The 17,487-nt window shown below is 61.0% G+C and carries 20 protein-coding genes; 7 read left to right on the top strand and 13 right to left on the bottom strand.

The window, feature by feature from the left end; genetic code table 11:
* The first annotated feature begins 110 nt into the window (after positions 1 to 110).
* Complete coding sequence (locus tag J0F90_RS04675) at positions 111 to 1,019, top strand: LysR family transcriptional regulator (RefSeq protein ID WP_033634044.1); 909 nt, start codon at positions 111 to 113, stop codon at positions 1,017 to 1,019.
* On the opposite strand, the gene J0F90_RS04670 is transcribed toward J0F90_RS04675, so the two are convergent.
* Together J0F90_RS04670 and J0F90_RS04665 are read right to left on the bottom strand one after the other, a co-directional pair.
* Entirely contained in the window at positions 1,020 to 1,403 is a 384-nt protein-coding gene (locus J0F90_RS04670) for a VOC family protein (RefSeq protein WP_033641183.1), read from the bottom strand. It abuts the gene before it with no gap.
* A gap of 2 nt (positions 1,404 to 1,405) precedes the next feature.
* Positions 1,406 to 2,188 carry a DeoR/GlpR family DNA-binding transcription regulator gene (locus J0F90_RS04665; RefSeq protein WP_016928923.1) on the bottom strand — a complete coding sequence of 261 codons (783 nt, stop codon included), beginning with the start codon at positions 2,186 to 2,188 and terminating at the stop codon, positions 1,406 to 1,408.
* Positions 2,189 to 2,361: 173 nt separating this feature from the next.
* Between J0F90_RS04665 and J0F90_RS04660 the strand changes: the two genes are divergently transcribed.
* On the top strand, positions 2,362 to 2,979 hold the full coding sequence (locus tag J0F90_RS04660) for a hypothetical protein (protein ID WP_033641184.1): 618 nt from the start codon (positions 2,362 to 2,364) through the stop codon (positions 2,977 to 2,979).
* A gap of 36 nt (positions 2,980 to 3,015) precedes the next feature.
* Here J0F90_RS04660 and J0F90_RS04655 read toward each other — a convergent pair whose 3' ends face one another.
* The 4 genes from J0F90_RS04655 to J0F90_RS04640 all read right to left on the bottom strand — a co-directional run bounded on the left by J0F90_RS04655 (position 3,016) and on the right by J0F90_RS04640 (position 5,171).
* Positions 3,016 to 3,279, bottom strand: a complete 264-nt coding sequence (locus J0F90_RS04655) for a putative hemolysin (protein WP_016928925.1) — start codon at positions 3,277 to 3,279, stop codon at positions 3,016 to 3,018.
* 50 nt (positions 3,280 to 3,329) lie between these two features.
* On the bottom strand, positions 3,330 to 3,818 hold the full coding sequence (locus tag J0F90_RS04650; RefSeq protein WP_033641185.1) for a YjjA family protein: 489 nt from the start codon (positions 3,816 to 3,818) through the stop codon (positions 3,330 to 3,332).
* Between the two features lie 126 nt (positions 3,819 to 3,944).
* A complete protein-coding gene (gene pagP, locus J0F90_RS04645) occupies positions 3,945 to 4,535 on the bottom strand; it encodes a lipid IV(A) palmitoyltransferase PagP (protein ID WP_028128205.1) in 591 nt (196 codons plus the stop codon).
* Positions 4,536 to 4,691: 156 nt separating this feature from the next.
* On the bottom strand, positions 4,692 to 5,171 hold the full coding sequence (locus J0F90_RS04640; protein WP_016928927.1) for a universal stress protein: 480 nt from the start codon (positions 5,169 to 5,171) through the stop codon (positions 4,692 to 4,694).
* A gap of 675 nt (positions 5,172 to 5,846) precedes the next feature.
* Here J0F90_RS04640 and J0F90_RS04635 point away from each other — a divergent pair.
* On the top strand, positions 5,847 to 7,526 hold the full coding sequence (locus tag J0F90_RS04635; protein ID WP_033641186.1) for an alpha-keto acid decarboxylase family protein: 1,680 nt from the start codon (positions 5,847 to 5,849) through the stop codon (positions 7,524 to 7,526).
* Positions 7,527 to 7,581: 55 nt separating this feature from the next.
* Here the strand turns inward: J0F90_RS04635 and J0F90_RS04630 are convergent, their stop codons facing one another.
* A complete protein-coding gene (locus tag J0F90_RS04630) occupies positions 7,582 to 8,685 on the bottom strand; it encodes a DUF1615 domain-containing protein (protein ID WP_042706515.1) in 1,104 nt (367 codons plus the stop codon).
* A 178-nt stretch (positions 8,686 to 8,863) separates the two neighbouring features.
* On the opposite strand from J0F90_RS04630, the gene tehB reads away from it, so the two are divergent.
* The gene (gene tehB, locus J0F90_RS04625) at positions 8,864 to 9,727 is read left to right on the top strand and encodes an SAM-dependent methyltransferase TehB (RefSeq protein ID WP_016928930.1); all 864 of its coding nucleotides are present in this window, start codon (positions 8,864 to 8,866) and stop codon (positions 9,725 to 9,727) included.
* Here the strand turns inward: tehB and J0F90_RS04620 are convergent.
* Together J0F90_RS04620 and ada are read right to left on the bottom strand one after the other, a co-directional pair.
* Positions 9,722 to 10,435, bottom strand: coding sequence for a 2OG-Fe(II) oxygenase (locus J0F90_RS04620; RefSeq protein ID WP_033641188.1), 714 nt, complete (start codon positions 10,433 to 10,435; stop codon positions 9,722 to 9,724). The two genes, tehB and J0F90_RS04620, sit on opposite strands and share 6 nt — an antisense overlap.
* Positions 10,432 to 11,487 carry a bifunctional DNA-binding transcriptional regulator/O6-methylguanine-DNA methyltransferase Ada gene (gene ada / locus J0F90_RS04615; RefSeq protein WP_033641189.1) on the bottom strand — a complete coding sequence of 352 codons (1,056 nt, stop codon included), beginning with the start codon at positions 11,485 to 11,487 and terminating at the stop codon, positions 10,432 to 10,434. Before ada ends, J0F90_RS04620 begins: the two co-directional genes overlap by 4 nt.
* A gap of 237 nt (positions 11,488 to 11,724) precedes the next feature.
* On the opposite strand from ada, the gene leuE reads away from it, so the two are divergent.
* Together leuE and J0F90_RS04605 are read left to right on the top strand one after the other, a co-directional pair.
* A complete protein-coding gene (gene leuE, locus J0F90_RS04610; RefSeq protein ID WP_016928933.1) occupies positions 11,725 to 12,363 on the top strand; it encodes a leucine efflux protein LeuE in 639 nt (212 codons plus the stop codon).
* 159 nt (positions 12,364 to 12,522) lie between these two features.
* Positions 12,523 to 14,022 (top strand): aldehyde dehydrogenase family protein, encoded by a 1,500-nt coding sequence (locus J0F90_RS04605; RefSeq protein ID WP_033641190.1) that lies wholly within the window; start codon positions 12,523 to 12,525, stop codon positions 14,020 to 14,022.
* 33 nt (positions 14,023 to 14,055) lie between these two features.
* Here the strand turns inward: J0F90_RS04605 and feaR are convergent, their stop codons facing one another.
* From feaR to J0F90_RS04590, 3 genes are all read right to left on the bottom strand, one after another.
* Positions 14,056 to 14,955, bottom strand: a complete 900-nt coding sequence (gene feaR, locus J0F90_RS04600; protein ID WP_033641191.1) for a transcriptional regulator FeaR — start codon at positions 14,953 to 14,955, stop codon at positions 14,056 to 14,058.
* 137 nt (positions 14,956 to 15,092) lie between these two features.
* Entirely contained in the window at positions 15,093 to 15,734 is a 642-nt protein-coding gene (locus J0F90_RS04595; protein WP_033641192.1) for a DsbA family protein, read from the bottom strand.
* A gap of 107 nt (positions 15,735 to 15,841) precedes the next feature.
* Positions 15,842 to 16,246 carry an Exc2 family lipoprotein gene (locus J0F90_RS04590; protein ID WP_016928937.1) on the bottom strand — a complete coding sequence of 135 codons (405 nt, stop codon included), beginning with the start codon at positions 16,244 to 16,246 and terminating at the stop codon, positions 15,842 to 15,844.
* A 192-nt stretch (positions 16,247 to 16,438) separates the two neighbouring features.
* Here J0F90_RS04590 and J0F90_RS04585 point away from each other — a divergent pair, with 192 nt between their 5' ends.
* Positions 16,439 to 16,687, top strand: coding sequence for a hypothetical protein (locus J0F90_RS04585; RefSeq protein WP_016928938.1), 249 nt, complete (start codon positions 16,439 to 16,441; stop codon positions 16,685 to 16,687).
* Here the strand turns inward: J0F90_RS04585 and J0F90_RS04580 are convergent.
* A complete protein-coding gene (locus J0F90_RS04580; protein ID WP_033641193.1) occupies positions 16,684 to 17,451 on the bottom strand; it encodes an NAD(P)H-dependent oxidoreductase in 768 nt (255 codons plus the stop codon). The two genes, J0F90_RS04585 and J0F90_RS04580, sit on opposite strands and share 4 nt — an antisense overlap.
* Positions 17,452 to 17,487 lie beyond the last annotated feature (36 nt).

The raw sequence follows: 17,487 nt of genomic DNA, 5'->3' as shown, positions 1-17,487 counted from the left end.
CAGACCTCACGGCCTTAAGTTGATGTCAGAAGTTTAATCCGCCGGAGTTTGCTGCAGTAGTAGGCAAGATGTACACTCAGCGTTCTACTGATAGAACGATAAGGGATACAATGCTGACCGATCTGAACGATCTGTTTTTCTTCGCCAGCGTGGTCGATCACCAGGGATTCGCCCCCGCCGGCCGGGCGCTGGGCATTCCCAAATCCAAGCTCAGCCGCCGCGTGGCGCTGCTGGAGGAGCGGTTGGGCGTGCGCCTGATCCAGCGTTCAACGCGGCGCTTCTCGGTGACCGAGGTCGGCCAAACCTATTACGCGCACTGCAAGGCGATGCTGGTGGAAGCGGAAGCGGCGCAGCAGGCGATCGAACAGACGCGCGCCGAGCCCTGCGGCACGGTGCGCATGTCCTGCCCGGTGGCGATCCTGCACACTCGCGTCGGCAGCATGGTGGCGGCCTTTATGGCCGATTATCCCAAGGTGACGGTGCATCTGGAGGCCACCAACCGCCGGGTGGACGTGGTGGGGGAAGGATTGGATCTGGCGATCCGCGTGCGGCCGCCGCCGCTGGAGGACAGCGATCTGGTGCTGAAAATCCTGGCGCAGCGCACCTGGTGCGTCGCCGCCAGCCCGGCGCTGGTGCGCACCCTCGGGCCGGCGCACACGCCGGAAGACCTGCGTAAATACCCGACGCTCGATCTCGGCCCGGCGCGCGGTCAGCACCAATGGCGGCTGACCGGCCCACAGGGTGAACGGGTGGAGTGGGAACACACGCCGCGGCTGGTCACCGACGACATGCTGATGCTGCGCACCGCCGCCATCGCCGGCGCCGGCATCGTTCAGTTGCCGGCGATGATGATGCGCGACGACATGCTGCGCGGCGAGCTGGTGCAACTGTTGCCGGGCTGGCAGCCGCAGGGCGGCGTGGTGCATGCGGTTTACCCGTCGCGCCGCGGCCTGCTGCCGGCGGTGCGGCTGCTGCTCGACTATCTGGGCGAGCAGTTCGCCAGCATTGAAGAAGAGTGATCAGGCGGTGATTTCGATCGCGTTGCCGTCTGGATCGCGAATGACGGCCTCGTAGAAACCGTCGCCGGTCCAGCGCGGCGCGGACAGCAAGATGCCCTCCTGCCGTGCGCGCTGCGCCAACCGATCGACCTGCCGCTCATCCCCCAGCGACAGCGCGATGTGCGCCCAACCGACCCGCTCCTCCTGCGCCTGCGCCGGCAGCAACGTCGGCACGCGCATGATCTCCAGCGACGGCCCGGCCGCCAGGCTGACGAAGCGGGAAACGAACCCCGGCCGGTTTCGACTGACATACTCCTCCCCCGCTGCACCGTTGAAATAGCGCTGCCAGAACGCCAGCTGCGCGTCGATGTCACGGGTCCACAGAGCAACATGGGCTATTTTCATCATCATTCTCCGGTCGGTAAATCGCTGTGCCAAACCTGGCCACCGCCCTGCGCCACCTGCAGCTCAAGCTGCGGGTGCGCGCCGCGCGCCGTCACCAGATGATCCACCCGCCCGGCGGGCAGGAAGGGGTAAGGGGCGTAGGTATTGAGCTTGTCGCGGGTGCACAGCACCGCCACGCTGCCGGCGCGCGTCAACAGCCGCTTTTTGAAGGTGGCGTCCTGGTAGCTCAACGCGGAGAAGCCGCCGGCCGGGTCGTAGGCGCAAATGCCGGTGAACACCAAATCGAAATGGAAACCGTCGATTTCTTCCGCGGCCTTGGCGTCCACGCAGCCGCCGACCTGCGCATCCAACTCGCCACCGATCAGGATGGTGCGGATCCCCGGCCGCTCCAGCATTTTGCCGGCGATGCTCAATGCATTGGTCACCACCGTTAAACGCCGATCGCGCGGCAACAGATCCGCCAGATACAGGTGGGTGCTGCCGGCGTCGAGGAAGATCAGCTGTTCTTCACCGATCACCCCCAGCGCGGTTTGCGCCAGCGCCAGCTTCTCGTCACCGCTGAGCGCAATGCGCGTCGCAACGGGCCCCTCGGCCGGCGTCGGCGCCAGCGCGCCGCCATAGATGCGTTTGCACAGGTTCTGCGCCGCCAGCTGGCGCAGATCGCGGCGGATGGTCGCTTCGGTGGTGTTCAGCCGCTGCGCCATCTCCAGGGCCAGCACCCGCCCCTGTTGGCGGAGCGTGTCAAGAATGGCCTGGTGACGCTCATTCGGTAACAGTTTGGACATCATGTCAATCCGGTGACGCTAAAAGTGATCATGAATGTACACAAACAAACACAAACGTACAATCCAGGGCGGAAGAAAAATCGCCGGGCAGGATTTTCGCCTGCGGGATGTTGGCTATACTGAGGCAAGCGAAGTTACCGCAGACGTAACGGCTTGGGCGCTAAGGGAAAACGATGTTATTGACGATCGCAAGGTGGCTGTTTCAACTCCCCGGGAAGCTGTTCGGGCTGATTTTCAAAAATCGACTGAGGATATTTTTGTTCTTCATGCTGGTCGCCGTTGGGGTGCTCGGCGCCAAGCGCTATCTGCGCGCCCACCAATATGACGACGAATTCAGCCTCGCCGCCCCCGCCGATTACAATCGCGCAATCAAGCGCGAAATGCCGCTGCGAGAGGCGCGCGAACAGTGCGGTGGGCCGTTGCACGACAATGCCGGCCAGCCGTGGCCCGCCTCAGCCGGTTATCTGCATCAGCCGACGCGGCTGCCCGCATCCGGCCTGCATCGGCTGACGCTGGATAATCAGGGCAACGATTTCGCGGTGCTGGTCAAACTGGAAACGCCGGCGGCGCCGCAGCAGCTGGCGGAAGTCTTTATTCCGCCCGCCGGCAGCTTCGAGGTAAAAATCAATACGGACGCGGAACACGTGATGAAAATCAAGAACATCAAGACCGGCTGCATGTTCCGCTCCCGGCCGTTCAACCTGGATAAACAGCGCGATTGGCGCATGCCGCTGACGCTACAGAAGGACGGCAGCCTGCAGCTGCAGCCGATAGGCGATCGCCAATTCTGATCGGGCGCCGGGCGGAAGAGCCGGCGCCGCATAGGGTTACTTTTTCACCGGATGATCGCGGCGGAACAGTTCCCAGCTTTCAATTTCCTGCCCACTCGGCAAGGTACAGGTGGAATACTGGCCTGCCGCATTCTCTTTGGCGTTCAGCTTGCCGCCGATTTGGGTGCAGTACACGTCGGCCGGGTTCGCCATGCCGATCGGTTTCACCTGCGGCGGTGGCGGCGCCTCATTGGATTTCACGGAACACCCCTGCAACATCGTCATCCCTGCCAGCAGGGAAAGCATCAACGTTTTTTTCATTTTTTCAGCTTATGCAAAAACGAACGGCGGAGCGCTCCGCCGTTCGCTCATCATGAAATAAAGGATTTGCCCTGTTTCAGCACCAGATCGCAGGCTTTTTGCTTCACCTTCTCGGTGATCTGCGAGGTGTCCAGGCTGTTCAGATCCAGACTCTTGCCTTCGCCGGTCTGCAGCAAGCCGCCCAGGCCCTGCTGATAATCCTGGCTCTTGGCGTTTTCGGTGCTGGTGATGCCCAGCTTGCTGAGCAGCTGATCTTTCACCCCTTCGGCGCCGTTAGCCGACAGCACGTTGTTTTTCACGCAGTACTGCAGGATACCGGCGGCATTGGTCATGCTGCTGGAGCTCAACGCCTTGTCGCCGCCGTTCAGCAGGCCGGTCAACGAGGAGAGCGACATGCCGCCGCTGCTGTCGCCGCCCGACTTGCTCAGTTCGCCCGCCGCGCTGCTGAGGGAATCCATCAGCCCGGCGGCCTGGGTGGCGCCGCTGGCCAGGGTAGCGGACAGCGCCAAAGCCAGCAATAAACGATGTTTGGTGATCATAGTGGTGAAACTCCTGTCATAACGGCATGCAATCGGCGCAGCGCGCCGGGATACCCTTCCGACGCCGTCGGCGGCGACAAGTTCCTTTTATCTCGCCGCCGCGCCGTTTTTCGGAATTCAGGAAGTTTAGAACTGCCAGCGCAGCCAGGCGAAGAACACGTTGCCGTTGTTATAGGTGCCGGGAATGTAGGTCGCCTGGAACGTCAGCCGCTGATAGCCGATAGAGGCCAGCGGCAGCGGCGCCGGGATAGGGATGTAATTCCAGTTGTCGCGCGCGGTGACGCTGGCGGTGAAGCCCAGCCCCAGACGAAAATCCTTGTCATCCAGCGGGCGCCAGATCTTCTCGTAGGCGTAACCGCCGATCGGCTCCCATTTGTTGAAGGAGTCCTTGAACGCCATGATGTAGATGCCGTGCCAGTCACCGTCGCTGTCGTAGCGGGAGATGCCGTAACCGGCGCCCCACGGGCGTTCGTTGTACTTATCGATATGCTCATCATCATAAGTCCAACGGTTGTGCCAGGTGATGGCCGGGATATAGAGATCGTGGTTAGGCGAGTTGTTCCAGGTCTCCGCCACGTTATCGGTAAAACGCTGCCATAAACCCGGTTTTTCAGCCTGTGCGGCATTGCCACTTTCTGCACCAACCTCAGCGTAAGAAGGCAGTGCAGGAAATATCAACGCCAGAGAACACGCCAAAAGAGTCCGTTTTAGAAACATCGTAAAGCTCCTGTAAAAATACGGCCGCAGATTTTTACCGATAGCCCGGGCAAGATCAAGCCGTATCTAATTTATCCAACGCCCGTTGTGCTTTGGTTAAGTTTAGCACCGGAAAATTCCCAATAATTCATGACAGACCGTACCGATATCCGCATGCTATCGCCTTTCGGGCGGCAAAACCGTGGGAAAAGTCCGCTTTGTCGCACGCGACTCGCGAGCAAGGTGCTTGACCAACACATCGACATCGAGACGGTTCACAAACGCCAGGGAATAAGAGGAATAGAGGCCGAACAGGCGGTTTTGGTGCCCGACCACCACCAGATCGATGCCGGCCTGGTGAATAAAATCGCTCACGTCCTTAAAGCGCCTTATGGTGACAATCTCCTTGACCGCGACCGGCACATCGACGGCGCTCACCAATCGGCTCAGCATCGCCTTGGCGGCGATCACTTCCTGCGCCTGGCGATCCTTGATTAACGCATCGCTGCCGTACTCCAACTCCGCGTAGTCGGCGTTAAGATGGCCGACAGTGAGGGCGATTGGCTGCCCGCGCACCATCGCCGCCGCTTGACTCAGCAACGGCAGCCCATCACGCTCGTTATGAATCAGTACCAAAATATGTCGATAGCCTTTCATCACACTTCCCCCTCTCAGGCCAGCGTTGATGGGACATGATCCCCTCTGGTAGGTATACGCCATCCGTGCACACGTAGAGAAAAGTTTACGTATCACTTCCCACAGAATGTGATGACCGCCACGTTATATTAACGCCCGTGACGGCCCATTTTTACACCGGCCCGACGCGGCGCGCATTGCGGCATCTGTAAAGCAAAACTGACAACCATGACCGAATAAAAAAACCTCATTGTTAATTTTTTGTTTTTTATTAGTTACAGAGTGGTTTCGTGAAATAAGCGTGCGGCGGATCACCAAAATGCCCCTTTACGCCAGGCTCTGCTTTTCTTTCCCAGGCAAAAAGCGTTACGCCACCCGATGGGATTTAACGCGGCGTCAAAAGTACCGGATGTCTCGCCCTGCATCACGATAAATGCCAATGCGCCGCCGCTTCTCTGCCGATATACCGTCAATGAAAAATACCGTCTCTTCCCAATATCCAATAACCCTACTTTTTATGTATTACTCATTCGCGTAAAGCGCCGAATACAAACCGCCTATTCACCGGCCGCCCTCCTTATCTTGAACAAGCCGAGACTTTAAATAACTGTTAATGCTAACGACACAACATCGCCAGCAATTTATTTTTGCTGATTTTCGCCTGACAAAATAAAGATAAATAATCCGGAGCAATCAATGAAAATAACTATCGGGTCATTCATTCTGCAACAGCTTCATGCCCTGAGCGTCGATCGTATTTACGGCGTGCCCGGCGACTATAACCTCAGCCTGCTGGAGCTGTTGGAAAGCGACGAACGGCTGACATTTGTCGGCAACTGCAATGAATTGAACGCCTCCTACGCCGCCGACGGCTACGCACGGATGAAAGGCGCCGGCGCGCTGATCGTCACCTACGGCGTCGGCGATCTGGCCGCGTTGTCCGGCATCGCCGGCGCCTATGCCGAATCTTCACCTGTGGTCTGCATCGCCGGCACGCCGCCGCTGCACGCGATGAAGAATCATCAGCTATTGCACCATACCCTGGGCGACGGCAATTTCGACAACGTCATGAACTGCTTTAAACAATTCACCGTCGCTCAGGCTCTGATCACGCCGGAAAATGCCGCTCAGGAAATTCCACGCGTTATTTCTCGCGCCTGGATAGAGAAGAAACCGGTATATTTACAGCTGCCGTCTGATATTTGCGATGTCGAAATTGAAGTCGCCGCAGCCGCAGCAGCGCCGCAGTTGCCGGCGAGCGATAAATACAATGTGCAATTAGCGGCGATGGCGCTGTTAACCAAAATAAAACGCGCGCAGCGCCCGATCATATTGGTCGACCAAATGGTGGATCGTTATCGGTTGCAGCAGCAGGTTATCGCCGTCGCTCACCGCTTTGCCATTCCGCTGACCAATATGCCAACCGCCAAATGCATTATTCCGGAAGATACCGCCGGTTGGATGGGCGGCTACAGCGGCAACCTGTCGCGCCCCGAACTCTATGAACGCATGGCCCACTCGGACTGCGTGCTGAGTTTCGGCGTGCGTCTGGTGGACTCCACCACCGGCTATTTCTCGCAGCAAATTCCCGCCGCCGCTCAGGTGGATATTCAGCCGTTCTCGATGACGCTGGACAAGACTTCCTACCCGGCGGTGTCAACGGCGGATCTGCTGCAGGCGCTGTTGGATCTGAGCGAAGACGCGCCGGCGCAGCGTTTATCACCGCTGGCCGATCCCCGTGAGAAGCTGGCGACGCCGAGCGACGCGCCTCTCGACCAGGCCTATCTGTGGCGACGCATCCAACGCTTCATTCAGGCGGATGATGTGGTGGTGGTGGAAAACGGCACCTCGGGCGCGGCCATCGGCGGCATGCGCATGCCGGGCGGCGTCAAGGTAGTCAACCAACCGATTTGGGGCTCGATCGGTTATACCCTGCCGGCGCTGCTCGGCACCCTGATGGCGGCCCCTGAGCGCCGTCACCTGCTGTTCATCGGCGACGGCTCCTTCCAGCTTACCGCGCAGGAAGTGTCCACCCTGCTGCGCTGTGAACAAAAACCGATCATCTTCCTGATCAACAACGACGGTTACACCATCGAACGCTATATCCTCGGCGAAAACTCGTCCTACAACGACATCAGCCCGTGGGACTACGCCAAACTGCCGGCGGTATTGAATACCCAGGCGCAGCCGTTCAGCGTGGCGGTGGAAACCACACAACAGTTGGAAATGGCCCTGGAACACGCCTCGCGGCAGGATCGGCTGGCGTTTATCGAGGTGAAAGTGCCGATGATGGACACGCCGCCGGTGATGAAAGAGTTCTGTAACCGCTGCAACAGCTTTAACTTCGGCCTGACCAACCCGCGCCGCAGCGCCTGAGGCGCGATGATCGCGCCGCCGGTGGTTCAGGCCGCCGGCGGCGTTTTTCATGCCGTTACCCGCCGGCGCGCGCCATGCAACGCTGGCGGCGTTCATCCACCCGCTTGGCGAACCAGGCGGTGGTCAGCTTGCGGGTGATTTTCGGGCTTTCCAGCTGAATGCCCGGCAGCATCTCACGCGGCAGCTTGCCGCCCGCCAACGCAAAGACCTTCTTATACAGGCCGGTATCGGCAAAGTCAGCCGTATCGCCTTTCTCAAGCGCCCGGCGAATGGCGCTGTCGCTCATGTTCAGGCGCTTGCCGAGCGTGCGCACCGCCAGCTCGGTCGAGCCGGGCTTGTCGCTGCTGAAGTCGATCAGATCGCCGTCCAGCGCCAGCGGAATGGCGCTCGCCCGGCTGACCGCGTTTTGGAACGCCGCGTTGCGGCTGGCGTACCAGCCGGCGTTGAAGTCGGCAAAGCGGTAAATCGGCCGGCTGTAATCGGCCGGGTATCCCAGCAAATGCATAATGCCGAAGTACATGCCGCCGCGCCGGCTGAAAACTTCGCGGCGAATCGAGCCGTCGACCGGATAAGGATACCCTTTGGCGTGCGCCTCGGCGAAGGCGATGCTCACCTGCATCGGGCCGCCGGTATGAACCGGGTTCAAATGACCGAACAGCTTCTGCCCCATCGGCACGCGGTCGATCATGTCATCGAAGATATCGCTCAGATCCTTTTCGGTGCGCACCTTATCCAGGCGCTCGCTGTAGCTCTGGCCGTTCGACGACGAGATCTTCAACGCGGTATGCACCAAAAAGTTCGGGATGTGCATCTGATCGGCGCGGCGGTCGATCTCTTTCCAGGCGATCTTCGGCAGCCCCGGCACCTGCGGGTTAGCCTGGAACGTCGACTCTTGTTCGGTCACCGCCAGCACCGAACACAGGTTCTCATCGCTCGGTTCGATGCCCTGGGCGGCAAAGGCGGCGGTAATATCGGTGGCCCAGCCCTGACGATCGCCGGCGTTGGCGGGGATCAGCGTCATCAGTCGGGCTTTGACGTCGGCGGGACGCGCCGCCGGCGCCGTGGTGGTGGTTTTGCTGGTACAGCCCGCCAGCGCCAGCAGCGCGGCCAGGCTCAGCAAACGGAAGGGCATCGGGTGGAATAAACGAGGTATCGGCATCTTTTCCCTGAACGTGATGACATGAACAGCACTGAAATTAGCCCAGCCGCCGCACACAATCCAGTATAAAGATACCGCCGCGCCTTTCCGTCAGGCCGCTATGTTCAAACGATCGATAAAGATGTATTTTATATACATTAAATAAATCACTTTGCTCACCCAGCCAGAGGAGCCCCCTATGGAGCAGCAGCTGCTTTGCTATAAAACCCTGCCGGAATGGAACAGCGATACGCTGCCGGAAGCCTTCCGCCAGCGCCACAACACCCAGAGCGGCACCTGGGCGAAGCTCACCGTACTGAGCGGGAACCTGACGTTCGCCATGATGACCGAAGACGGCGCCACCACCGAAACCTGGCAGTTCAGCCCCGAAAGCCAGCCGCCGTTTATCGCGCCGCAGCAGTGGCATCGCATCGTTTCCTTCTCGGACGACATGACCTGCCGGCTGGCGTTTTACTGCACGCCGGAAGATTACTACCACAAGAAATACGAACTGACGCGCACCCACTCCGAAGTGATCGAGGCGGCGGCGCGCATCGCGCCGGGCAAGGCGCTGGATCTGGGCTGCGGCGGCGGCCGCAATTCGCTCTATCTCAATCTGAAAGGTTTCGACGTCACCGCCTGGGACAAGCACGCGCCTTCGATAGCTCGCCTCAACCAGATCGTCGACGCCGAGCAGCTGACCCGCCTGCGCGCCGGGGTGCAGGATCTCAATACTCACCGCTTCAGTGGCGAATATGACTTCATCCTGTCCACCGTGGTGTTGATGTTCCTCGAGCGGCAGCAAATCCCGCATATCGTGCAAAACATGCAGGACAGCACCGTGCGCGGCGGCCATAACCTGATCGTGGCGGCGATGGATACCGAAGATTATCCCTGCCCGCTGCCGTTCCCTTTCACCTTCAGCCCGGGTGAGCTGAAGCATTATTATCGCGACTGGGAAATCCTCAAATACAACGAAGACGTCGGCCAACTGCATAAGACCGACGCCAACGGCAACCGCATCTCGCTGCGCTTCGCCACCCTGCTGGCGCGCAAGCTATAGCGCGTCGTGAAAGATCACCCCCAGCGTATGGCGTTGGCCGGTGCGTATCCGGCTGACGCCGTGGCGCAGATTGACCCGATAGTAACCTTTCATTCCCGCCACCGGCCGGTGATGCACGGCGAACACCACCGCGTCGCCCTGCTGCAGTGGCACCACCTCCGGCCGGCTCTGCATCCGCGGCCGCTGTTCGGTCAGCACAAATTCGCCGCCGGTGAAATCCCGTTCGGGGGCGGAGAGCAAAAACGCCACCTGCAGCGGAAACACCCGCTCGCCGTACAGATCCTGATGCAGGCAGTTGTAATCCCCTGTTTCGTAGCGCAACAGCAGCGGCGTCGGCCGCCGTTGGCCGGCCCGGTGGCATTCGGCCAGGTAGGCTTCGTGTTCGGCGGGATAACGCGCCGCCAGGCCCAACAAGGCGTTCCAGCGGTTGGCTACCGGCGCCAGCCGTGCATACATCAGGCTGCGCGCCTCGGCCACCGGCGGCGGCAGCGGATAGGCGAAATAGCGGTACTCGCCGCGGCCAAAACCGTGCTTCGCCATTACGATGCGGCTGCGGAAGTGCGCATCCTGCGGGTAGAGCGCTGTCAGCTCGCGGCACAGCTCTTGGCTGAGCACGCCGGGCAGCCGCGCGCAGCCCTGCGCATCGAGTTCGCGCTCGATCGCCGCCCAGTCCAATTCGGCCAGCCGGGCCGCCAGCGCGCCGCTCATCGCTGCGCCTCTTTTTCCAGCAAGGCTTTCTTGCGCTCGACACCCCAGCGATAGCCGGACAAGGCGCCGTCGTTGCGCACCACCCGGTGGCAGGGGATCGCCACCGCCAGCATGTTGGCGGCGCAGGCGCCGGCCACCGCGCGCACCGCTTTGGGCGCCCCAATGCGCCGGGCGATATCGGCATAGCTGACGGTTTCGCCGACCGGTATCGCCTGCAGCGCCCGCCAGACTCGCTGTTGAAACGCGGTGCCGCGAATATCCAGCGGCAGCGCCAGCCCGTTCTCCGGCGCTTCAATCAGGCCCACCACCTGCGCCATCAGCGCTTCATACTGCGCATCACCGCCGATCAGCTCGGCGTTAGGGAATTTGTCCTGCAGATCCTGCACCAGCTGCTGCGCATCGTCCCCCAGCAGAATAGCGCAGATGCCCACCTCGCTCTGCGCCGCCAGGATCTCGCCCAGCGAACAGCGCCCGACGGCGAAATGGATGCGCATGCCTTTGCCGCCCGCCCGATAGGCCTTCGGCGTCATGCCCAGCGCGGCGTTGGCCTGCTGGTAGAAGCGGCCATTGGCGCCATAGCCGGCGTCGAAGATCGCGTCGGTCACCGTTTCCCGCTGTGTAAGACCGGCGCGCAAGCGCTGGCTGCGCTGCGCATCGGCGTAGCCTTTCGGCGTCAGGCCGGTGATCGCTTTGAACAGCCGGTGGAAATGGTATTGGCTCAACCCGACGTGGCGCGCCAGCGTCTGCAGCGACGGCGCTTTCTCCGCCCGTTCAATATAGCGGCAAGCCTCGGCTATCTGCCGCGCATGCTGTTCCGTCAGCGGCGTCAGCCCTTGCCGGCAGCGTTTGCAGGGCCGATAACCCGCCGCCTCCGCCTGCTCCGCATCGTCGAACAGCTCCACGTTTTGCCGATTCGGCTGGCGTGACGGGCAGGAAGGCGAGCAATACACGCCGGTGGTTTTCACCGCGTAGATAAAGCGGCCGTCGGCGTGCTTGTCGCGGCTGACGATCGCCAGCCAGCGCGGATCGGCGCTGTCGATTACGTTTTTCATCATCCGTTCCTCACTGCGGTTTCGATGTTAACCAGCATAGTGACGGGCCGTTGGCGAAACACGCCGACTCTTGCTTTTTAATTCGATGCCGACGTTTTCAACAATGTTTCGACAATTTTTAACCAACAACATGAAGTTTATTACGTTGCCAACCCGGTTGCACGGCGTTAGGATCGCGGCCGGCCACGGGCGTGGCCAGTGTTTCTGCCTGTTAGTTGCGCGCATGGAGAGGTTATTGTGTTAGAGAGTTTTGGCGTCCTGAATTTATGGACCTATTTGGCCGGGGTGGTCTTCATCATCATTCTGCCGGGGCCGAATACGCTGTACGTGCTGAAAACCGGCGTATCGCGCGGCGTGCGCGCCGGCTATACCGCGGCGCTGGGCGTGTTTATCGGCGATGCGATCCTGATCTTCTGCGCCTATATCGGCGTGGCTTCGCTAATCCGCACCACGCCGTTCCTGTTTACCCTGGTGCGTTTTCTCGGCGCGATTTACCTGCTGTTCCTCGGCGCAAAAATCCTCTACGCCACCTTCGTGCAGAAGGCGCAGGCGCAACAGCAGCAAATTGAAGGCGGCCACAGCATTCTGCGCAAGTCGCTGACGCTGAGCCTGACCAACCCGAAAGCTATTCTGTTTTACGTGTCGTTCTTCGTCCAGTTCATCGACTTCAACTACGCGCATACCGGGCTGTCGTTCACCATTCTGGCGCTGATCCTCGAAGCCGTCAGCTTTATCTACATGAGCACGCTGATCTTCTCCGGCGCGATGCTGGCGCATTTCTTCAATCACAAGAAAGGCCTGGCGAAGCTCGGCAACGGCCTGATCGGCCTGCTGTTCCTCGGTTTCGCCACCCGTCTGGCGACCCTGAGCTCGTGATCCCTCCCGGCCGGCGCCCGCCGGCCGCGGTTTACTGTTCCGTCACGGCAAAATGACACGCAGGACAAACCGAATGTCAGGCAGAGCAAAGCCGCCGCTTTACCGCTGATCTAGACTCTCAGGGTTAACGATAACCTGATGAGCCTGATCGGAGGATGTATGTCTGACAATACCGTAGCCGTGCTGGATAGCGTGTCGCGTTTTCTCGATCGTCAGCATGGGCTGTATATCGACGGCCAGTGGCGCGCGTCCGCCGCGGAAGGCCGCCTGGCGGTGTATAACCCCGCCAATGGGCAGCAGATCGCCACCACCGCCGACGCCAACGAACACGACGTCGCGCTGGCGGTGCAGTCCGCCCACAAAGCCTTCAGCGAAGGCGTCTGGGCGCAGCGTCTGCCGGTAGAGCGCGAACGCATCCTGCTGCGCTTCGCCGATCTGGTGGAGCAGCACGCCGAAGAGCTGGCGCAGCTCGAAACCCTGGAGCAGGGCAAATCCATCAACATCGCCCGCGCTTTCGAAGTCGGCAGCACCCTGAACTGGATGCGTTACACCGCCGGGCTGGCGACCAAAATCACCGGCCAGACGCTGGACGTCTCCATTCCGATGCCGCCGGGCGCCAAATATCAGGTTTATACCCGCAAAGAGCCGATCGGCGTGGTCGCCGGCATCGTGCCCTGGAACTTCCCGCTGATGATCGGCATGTGGAAAGTGATGCCGGCGCTGGCCGCGGGCTGCTCCATCGTCATCAAGCCGTCGGAAACCACCCCGCTCACCCTACTGCGCATCGCCGAACTGGCGAGCGAAGCCGGCGTGCCGCCAGGCGCGTTCAACGTGGTCACCGGCCGCGGCACCGTGTGCGGCAAGGCGCTGACCGAACATCCGCTGATCGCCAAAGTCAGCTTTACCGGCTCCACGCCGGTGGGCAAAAGCATCGCGCGCGCGGCGGCGGATCGCCTGACCCGCGTGACGCTGGAGCTGGGCGGCAAAAACCCGGCCATCGTGCTGAAAGATGCCGATCCGCAGCAGGTGATCGAAGGCCTGATGCTCGGCAGTTTCCTCAACCAAGGGCAGGTGTGCGCCGCCAGCTCGCGAATTTATATTGAAGCGCCGATTTATGATCGGCTGGTGGCCGGATTCGAACAGGCGGTGAAATCGCTGTCGGTCGGGCCGGGGATGGATACCGGCGCGCAAATCAACCCGCTGGTGTCGCTCGCGCACCGCAACAAGGTGGCGGCCTACCTGGACGACGCCCGGGCGAAAAACGCCGAGCTTATCGGCGGCGCGGCCGGGCCGGACGCCAACGGCTTCTACATTCCGCCGACGCTGGTGATCAACCCGGACGATCGGCTGAACCTGACGCGCGAGGAAGTGTTCGGCCCGGTGGTCAACCTGATTCGGGTGGCGAGCGCCGAAGAGGCGCTGAGCAAGGCCAATGACACCGACTTCGGGCTGACCGCCAGCCTGTGGACCACCAGCCTGCAGCAGGCGATGGCGCTGACGCCGCGCATTCATGCCGGCACCGTGTGGGTCAACACCCATACGCTGATCGACCCGAACATGCCGTTCGGCGGGTTCAAACAGTCGGGCAGCGGCCGCGATTTCGGCCCGGATTGGCTGGATGCCTACACCGAGTCGAAATCGGTCTGCATCCGCTATTGAGTGAAGCGGCGCGGGCCTGGCCCGCGCCCTGACTTACTGATGCTGCCGACGGTACTCGCTCGGCGACATGCCGAAACGCTGCTTGAAAGCGGTCGAGAAATGGCTGTGATCGGCGAAGCCCCAGTCGAGGCCAATGCCGGCCAGCTTTTCTTGCCCGGCGGCGCTGCGCAGCGCCTGCGCGCACAGATCCAGCCTGCGGTTCCTGATGTACTGCGCCACCACCAGCCCCTGACGGGCGAACAACCGATACAGGCTGCGTAACGACACCCCCAACTCGGCCGCCACCCACTCAGGGCGCAGCTGCGCCGACTGAATATGCCTGTCGATCAACGCCAGCGCCTTGTCGAAGACCGATTGTTGTCCCTCCGGGCGCGCCTGTTCGAGCGCCAACGCCGGGCGCAGCAGCGCCGCCAGCGCATTCAGCACCGCCTCGCTTTCCGCCGCGGCGAGCTGAGGATCCTGCATGCTGCTCAGCACCAGCTGGCGGCTGAGGCGCACCGCGCTGAGCTCGGCTCCCAGACGCTGCGCGCAAGGCGGCGGCAGCGGCAGACAGCCGCGCGGCAGTAGCAAAGAGATTTGGCGCGAATCGCGCTGGAAGGTGAAGCTGCTGGGCTGTGAGGCGTCGATCAGCGTCATGTCGCCGGGAGAGAGCAGCGTTTGGCGATCGCCCTGCTCCATCAACGCGCTGCCGCGCAGCTGGATGACGGTGAAAAAGTGCGCGCCGTCGCTGCGGGCGATTTCACGCGGCGTGCGATACAGCCGGGCCTGGGCCACGTCGACCACGCTCAGGCGCAGGGCATGGGCGCGAAACTCCTGCATCGCCCCGCTGAAGCCGGGCCCCAACGTTTTCGCGCAGAATCGGCCGCAGGCGGTGTTGATTTTCCCCAGCCACTCTTCGAAGCCGACGTCCCGGAGCGTTGCCAATGCCGTCATGATCTCTCCCTTCAAACAGCAGCGGTGCTGCGCCGTTGAACAGAAAAACACCATAACAATCCGTTAACACACAATCAATGGCGAGCGGGGGATTTGGCGCCGCGATCACAAATCATCGGGCGCCGGGAGGCATCGCCTTAAGGCTGCGTATCCAACAGATAGCGCACCACCGCCGCGTACTCTTTGGCGTAGCCTTCAACGCTGGTGCTGGCCATGCCGGCATTGTCTATCTTGTATTTGCCTGCCACGTAGAACGACGGGGTGCCGCGCACCTCGAACGCTTTCACCGCTTCGTTCTGCTTGGCGATCAATCCTTTGACCAGCAGGCTGTGGCGCGCATTTTCATAGGTGGCGGCATCGATGCCGGCCGCCGTGAACACCCGCTGAATATCGTCGGCGCCGTTGACGGCGCGCTGTTTCTGCACCGCGTCGAACATCGCGCCTTCAATCTTGTCTTCCACGCCCAGCACCGTCGCCACCGCCCAGGCTTCGGTCAGCTCATTGCCCAGTTTGCCCATCAGGCTGACGTGATATTTGGTGACTTTCTCACCGGCGGGCAGCGCCTGCGCCACGGTGCCGCCTACGCGGTAGGTTTCGGCGAACTGATAGCAAGGGCCGCAGTAGAAGGAGAAGAACTCCACCACCGCCGGCGCGGCGGCCACCGGCTTATCCAGCCGGGTATATTGCTCGCCCGCGCGGTAATCCGCGGCCTGAACCGCGGGCAGCGCCAACATCAATACGACGGCGGCGGCGAACGAACGCTTAACTTTTGCCAACATAAACACTCCTGGTTTCATCTATGAACATCGTCCTTAGCGGCGGTTTTTATAATCAAATAACCGCCAGAAGACCAGTTTTTATTACCTTCTATTTGTGAGGGATTAAGTCAGCGTCCTTCGTAGCCGTCCCAATAGGCACCCACCGCTTCCTGCGAGAGCACCTGGCGGCGCTTAGGATTGTCGGCGCTGCTGTAGGCGCGATTGATGAAAATGGTTTTGTGTTCCATGTTCTGCTGGAACTCCGCGCTGGCCAGGTAATCGGCCTTTTTCTGCGCCTCGCTGCGCGCCACGCCCGCCGCGCGATCCTTTTTCCCCTGCTGGTAGAACTGTTCGAACATCGGCACGGCGTTTTTAATGCTGCCGTTCACATCGGTGCGGAATTGCGGATCGAAGTCGTCGCGGGTTTGATAAACGTAGTGTTTGGCATGCTGCTCGGCGCTGCTGAGGTGATGAGTGCAGGCGCTGAGCGCCAACAGCGGCAACAACAGCGCCGCGCTTTTCAGTCTTTTCATGTCGTCTGTCCCTGTCAGTGAGGAAGGTTCCTTTAGCGCCACGAGCATAGCGCCGGCCCCCGGTAAACGTCAAACGACAAATCGCGCATCACTTTGTTTTATATTAATATTATATACATTGATTGGTATTCATTGCCTGAAACACTATGCTTTAACAGACAGGGTAAACACTCACCGACAGCGAGGCGGCCAATGAAACCGATCGACAAAAACGTGGGGGAGTACGACCTCACGGCGGAAAAAAAAGCGGGCATGATCACCGGCACCATCCGCGGTGAACTGCCGGACAGCGACGCGAATCTGCCGCTGGTGCCCTTCTCCGGCACTTTCGCCGGCCCCAGCGTGGCCGAAGCCATCGCCGATATTCAGCAGCAGTTCCCCGACATCGAACCGGCGATTATCGACGATTTGCGCGAGGAACTGCTGAAGGCCGGGTTCTAAGCCGGATCGCAGTGCCGCACGAACGGGCTGTACACCGGCGCGCCGGGCTTCAGCGCCAGATCGGCGTCAAAATCTTCATTGCGATTGAACGGCACCGCCGGCCAGGCGGAAAACGCGTTCAAACCGTCCCGGTACGCCTGTGTCACCTGCGCCAACGCGGCGTTTTGCGCCTGCAGAGCTTCACCCGCCAACCCGCCGCGCACGCCATAGACCAGGAACGGCTCCAGCACGCTAAAGCCGATATAGTGCAGCGCATGCATGATTGGCCACAGCATCAGCCGCATGTCGCCGTCGCGCCCGTCCGGCGCACAGGCCTGTGCGGAAGCACCGGCGGTGACGGTCAGCAGCGCCCGCTTGCCGCGCATCACGCCATTCTCATGGCGGTGGCGGCTGTCGTAGATCCCGCCGTAAACGAACACCCGATCCATCCAGCCCTTGATGATGGCCGGCGCGCCGAACCACCAGAAAGGGAACTGCAGCACCAGCGTATCCGCCCAGCGCAGCAACTCGATATGCCGCCGGATCTCCGCCGGCAGCGCCTGGATCGTCCAGTGATGGCGCTGTTCCTGCATCGCATCGAACCTGTCCGCCTGCTTTCTGCTGGGGTAGTGGCCGGCGCCCTCGCGCGGATCAAACCCCTCCTGATACAGATCGACCGTTTTCACCTGATGCCCCTGCGCCAGCCAGGCCTGCCGCGCCTGTTCGGCCAAATGAGCATTGAAAGAATGCGGCTCGGGGTGAGCCAGCACAATCAGCACGTTCATCCTGTGTCTCCCGTTGTAAGGTGGTGCTGTTATGCT

It is taken from the genome of Serratia marcescens subsp. marcescens ATCC 13880, assembly GCF_017299535.1.
Lineage (GTDB): Bacteria > Pseudomonadota > Gammaproteobacteria > Enterobacterales > Enterobacteriaceae > Serratia > Serratia marcescens.
The sequence above is the reverse complement of the archived record's forward strand: the minus strand, read 5'-3'. Positions and strand labels throughout refer to the sequence as shown.

Bases quoted from the DNA above. Each gene is read 5' to 3' on its own strand.
- J0F90_RS04675 (WP_033634044.1), top strand. From the start codon at position 111: ATGCTGACCGATCTGAACGATCTGTTTTTCTTCGCCAGCGTGGTCGAT.
- J0F90_RS04670 (WP_033641183.1), bottom strand. From the start codon at position 1,403: ATGAAAATAGCCCATGTTGCTCTGTGGACCCGTGACATCGACGCGCAG.
- J0F90_RS04665 (WP_016928923.1), bottom strand. From the start codon at position 2,188: ATGTCCAAACTGTTACCGAATGAGCGTCACCAGGCCATTCTTGACACG.
- J0F90_RS04660 (WP_033641184.1), top strand. From the start codon at position 2,362: ATGTTATTGACGATCGCAAGGTGGCTGTTTCAACTCCCCGGGAAGCTG.
- J0F90_RS04655 (WP_016928925.1), bottom strand. From the start codon at position 3,279: ATGAAAAAAACGTTGATGCTTTCCCTGCTGGCAGGGATGACGATGTTG.
- J0F90_RS04650 (WP_033641185.1), bottom strand. From the start codon at position 3,818: ATGATCACCAAACATCGTTTATTGCTGGCTTTGGCGCTGTCCGCTACC.
- pagP (WP_028128205.1), bottom strand. From the start codon at position 4,535: ATGTTTCTAAAACGGACTCTTTTGGCGTGTTCTCTGGCGTTGATATTT.
- J0F90_RS04640 (WP_016928927.1), bottom strand. From the start codon at position 5,171: ATGAAAGGCTATCGACATATTTTGGTACTGATTCATAACGAGCGTGAT.
- J0F90_RS04635 (WP_033641186.1), top strand. From the start codon at position 5,847: ATGAAAATAACTATCGGGTCATTCATTCTGCAACAGCTTCATGCCCTG.
- J0F90_RS04630 (WP_042706515.1), bottom strand. From the start codon at position 8,685: ATGCCGATACCTCGTTTATTCCACCCGATGCCCTTCCGTTTGCTGAGC.
- tehB (WP_016928930.1), top strand. From the start codon at position 8,864: ATGGAGCAGCAGCTGCTTTGCTATAAAACCCTGCCGGAATGGAACAGC.
- J0F90_RS04620 (WP_033641188.1), bottom strand. From the start codon at position 10,435: ATGAGCGGCGCGCTGGCGGCCCGGCTGGCCGAATTGGACTGGGCGGCG.
- ada (WP_033641189.1), bottom strand. From the start codon at position 11,487: ATGAAAAACGTAATCGACAGCGCCGATCCGCGCTGGCTGGCGATCGTC.
- J0F90_RS04605 (WP_033641190.1), top strand. From the start codon at position 12,523: ATGTCTGACAATACCGTAGCCGTGCTGGATAGCGTGTCGCGTTTTCTC.
- feaR (WP_033641191.1), bottom strand. From the start codon at position 14,955: ATGACGGCATTGGCAACGCTCCGGGACGTCGGCTTCGAAGAGTGGCTG.
- J0F90_RS04595 (WP_033641192.1), bottom strand. From the start codon at position 15,734: ATGTTGGCAAAAGTTAAGCGTTCGTTCGCCGCCGCCGTCGTATTGATG.
- J0F90_RS04590 (WP_016928937.1), bottom strand. From the start codon at position 16,246: ATGAAAAGACTGAAAAGCGCGGCGCTGTTGTTGCCGCTGTTGGCGCTC.
- J0F90_RS04585 (WP_016928938.1), top strand. From the start codon at position 16,439: ATGAAACCGATCGACAAAAACGTGGGGGAGTACGACCTCACGGCGGAA.
- J0F90_RS04580 (WP_033641193.1), bottom strand. From the start codon at position 17,451: ATGAACGTGCTGATTGTGCTGGCTCACCCCGAGCCGCATTCTTTCAAT.